Annotated in this window: 5 protein-coding genes; all 5 read left to right on the top strand. The window is 67.8% G+C overall.

Annotation, left to right across the window (positions count from 1 at the left end; genetic code table 11):
* Nucleotides 1-354, top strand: a 354-nt coding sequence (locus AACZ35_RS13570; protein ID WP_339830183.1) for a hypothetical protein, incomplete at its 5' end; no start/stop codon positions are given.
* A 24-nt stretch (nt 355-378) separates the two neighbouring features.
* Nucleotides 379-651 (top strand): hypothetical protein, encoded by a 273-nt coding sequence (locus AACZ35_RS13565; RefSeq protein WP_339830181.1) that lies wholly within the window; start codon nt 379-381, stop codon nt 649-651.
* Nucleotides 652-742: 91 nt separating this feature from the next.
* Complete coding sequence (locus AACZ35_RS13560; RefSeq protein ID WP_339830179.1) at nt 743-952, top strand: DUF2188 domain-containing protein; 210 nt, start codon at nt 743-745, stop codon at nt 950-952.
* A 60-nt stretch (nt 953-1,012) separates the two neighbouring features.
* A complete protein-coding gene (locus AACZ35_RS13555) occupies nt 1,013-1,735 on the top strand; it encodes a terminase small subunit (protein ID WP_339830177.1) in 723 nt (240 codons plus the stop codon).
* A gap of 1 nt (nt 1,736) precedes the next feature.
* Nucleotides 1,737-3,075: terminase family protein (locus AACZ35_RS13550; protein ID WP_339830176.1), on the top strand; the 1,339-nt coding region annotated here is incomplete at its 3' end.

The raw sequence follows: 3,075 nt of genomic DNA, 5'->3' as shown, positions 1-3,075 counted from the left end.
GTGCGCGGCCGTGATCTGGAGATGATGGATGGCTTTGCCGATTTGCTGGCATCGGGCCAGGCGCCGGATCCCGCGGGGCACCGTGCGATGACAGCGCGGCCGGGGGCCGGATGGTCGCCGCGCTGGTCGCCCGGGCACTACCTCGCCGCCGCCGGCCGCGCGCCGACGCTGATCGGCGCCTGGAACGAGGACGGCACCCAGGTTGAGGGCTACGCGCTCAACGAGGCCGAATGGCTGGCCGTCGCCCCGGATGAACTCGACACCACCGACCCGGACAACCCGGTGCCGGTGCGCCCCACCGCCTTCCGCGAAATCCACGGCTGGGCCGGCTGGGGCGAGAAGCAACTCCCCTAAACACCCGAGCCAAAGGAGGCTCCCATGACCCCGCAGATCCTGTACCGATTCCTTGGCGGCCAGATCAAGGCCGACGAGTTCAACTTCGCCCGCGCTCCGACCGGGAGCCAGCATGTCCCGCGCCCTGGCGCCATCGTTCGCTTCCAGGACGCGGAGGGCAGCAAGCACCGCCCGCAGCCCATCACCCGCCGCCTGCGCGTCACCGGCGAGGCCGAAACGGTCTACATCGGCGCCCAGGAAAAGATCATCGTCCCGTGCGAACTGGCCGAGGACGTGGAAATGGTCGACCGCGAGTAATTCCCCCGGCCGCGCCTGCGCGGCCACCACAGTTCCAGACGCCCTGGGCGCCCTCGGTTCCAAAGGCCGCATCCGCTGGACGGTGAGCTACGTGAAGCGCACCCGTACCTGGAAGGCCAGCTGGAAAGGCGTCGCCGCGGTGCGCTACCCGACGCAGGGTGCCGCGATCACCGCCATCAGCGCGGCGCTTCGCGCCTGCGAGAAGGCCGGGATCCTGGGCGAACTGATCATCAAGGGGAAGGACGGCCAGATCCGGGATAACCGGACGTACGGCCAGGATCCCGGCGACATCCCGGGTTGAAGCAACACCCCCATTTCACCAGCAGCGGCAGCGACGGGAGGCGCAGCCGAGAGGACCCCTATGTCCAAGATCGACCCCAATACTGGACTAAGCGACCAGCACCAGCGGTTCGCCGACGAGTACCTGGTCGACTTCAACGCCACGGCCGCCTATGGCCGGGCTGGGTACCTGGCCACGGGTAACGCTGCCGAAGTCGGCGCCAGCAAGCTGCTGCGCAAGCCGGAGGTCCAGGCGTACCTGCGCATGCGCAAGGAGGCCCTGGCAGCGAAGCTCGAGGTCACCCAGGAGGACGTGCTTCGTCGCCTGGTGATGTTCACCTTCGCTGATCGGCGCCAGCTCTTCGACGAGCGCGGCTGCCTGAAGCCGATGCACGAGCTCACCGAGGAGCAGGCCGCCCTGGTGGCTGGTCTCGAGGTGCGGGAAGAGTTCGTCCAGGTCGGCAAGGAGAAGGTCTTCGACGGCTACACCCGCAAGGCGAAGTTCGTGGATCCGCTCCGGTCCACCCAGCTGCTCGGCCAGCACTACGGCCTGTTCAAGCAGGTCATGGAGCACACCGGCAAGGGCGGGGAGCCGCTCGGCTACGTGGTGGTCCCGGAGAAGCGGGAGCCGCCGCCGGCTGACACCCCGCCGGCGCCGCAACCGGCCCTGGACCAGGCCCCTGCAGCTGCTGCAGCGCCGCCGCCGGCGGTGGCCACCGAAAAGGAAACCCTGCCGCAGCCCAAGGCGAAGCTGCCGGCCGACCTGGCCTTCGTGATCAAGAGCCTCGGAAAGAAGAAGGCCTGACATGGGCGCTGCCGCGCAGAACGTCGTTTGGGCACCAACGCCCAAGCAGGCGGAATTCCTGGCGTGCCCGGACTACGAGGTCCTCTATGGCGGCGCCGCCGGCGGCGGCAAGTCGGACGCGCTGCTGATCGACCTGTGGTGCCTGCAGTACGGCGGGCCCAGCCACCCCCAGCACCGGGCCGTGGTCTTCCGCCGCACGTTCCCCGAGCTCAAGGACCTGATCGACCGGGCCAGGGAGCTGTTCCCGAAGTTCATCCCGAAGATCAAGTTCGACAAGGTCGAGCACCGCTTCACCACGCCGGCAGGCGCGAGCTTCGAGTTCGGGTACCTCAACAACGACCAGGACCGGTTCAAGACCCGCGGCCGCGCCTGGAACGCGATCGGATTCGACGAGCTGACCCTCTGGCCGACGCCGATCTGCTACCTGTACCTGCTCTCGCGAAACCGCACCACGGCGCGAGATCTGCCCAAGATCATCCGGTCGACCACCAACCCGGACGGCCTGGGCCAGAAGTGGGTGATGGAGCGCTGGGGGATCCAGGAGCACGGCGGGCCCAGCCGGATCCTGGTGCCGATCGAGTTCGAGGAGGACGACGGCCGCGGCGGCTTCCACCTGGTTGAGCGCAACGTCGCCCGCACGTTCATCCCGGCGAAGCTGGCTGACAACCCACACCTGCGGGGCACCGGCTATCGCGAGACGCTGATGATGCTGGCCCCCGAGGAGCGCGACGCGCTGCTCAACGGCCTGTGGCGCGGCAACCGCGTCGACGGCGCCTTCTACTTCAAGGAACTGCAGGCGGCCCGGGCCCAGAACCGGATCGGCAAGGTGCCCTGGGAGGCCGGTGTCCCGGTCAACACCTTCTGGGACCTGGGCTTCAACGACATGAATTCGATCTGGTTCCACCAGGCCGTCGGCCTGCAGAACCGGTTCATCAAGGCCTACCAGAACAGCGGCGAGGCCATCCACCACTATGTGGCGCTCCTGCAGCAGCTGCAGCACGAGCGGGGCTGGGTGTACGGCACGCACTACCTGCCGCACGACGGGGTCAATCACAGCCTCCAGACCGGCAAGAAGATGCTGCATCTGCTCTACGAGCTGATGCCCGGCGCCAAGTTCCAGATCGTCGAGCGCACGCCGAAGCTGATCACCGGCATCCAGCAGACCCGCGCAGCGTTCCCCAGCTGCTGGTTTGACGAGGAAGAGTGCGCCGACGGCCTGGCCGCGCTCGGGAACTACCGCAAGAAATACAACAAGGCGATCGCCGCGTTCACCGACGAGGCGGTCCACGACCCCAGTTCCAACTACTCCGACGCCTTCCGCCAGTTTGCGCAGGGCTGCG

It is taken from the genome of uncultured Arenimonas sp., from assembly GCF_963976025.1.
Lineage (GTDB): Bacteria > Pseudomonadota > Gammaproteobacteria > Xanthomonadales > Xanthomonadaceae > Arenimonas.
The sequence above is the reverse complement of the archived record's forward strand: the minus strand, read 5'-3'. Positions and strand labels throughout refer to the sequence as shown.

Bases quoted from the DNA above. Each gene is read 5' to 3' on its own strand.
- AACZ35_RS13565 (WP_339830181.1), top strand. From the start codon at position 379: ATGACCCCGCAGATCCTGTACCGATTCCTTGGCGGCCAGATCAAGGCC.
- AACZ35_RS13555 (WP_339830177.1), top strand. From the start codon at position 1,013: ATGTCCAAGATCGACCCCAATACTGGACTAAGCGACCAGCACCAGCGG.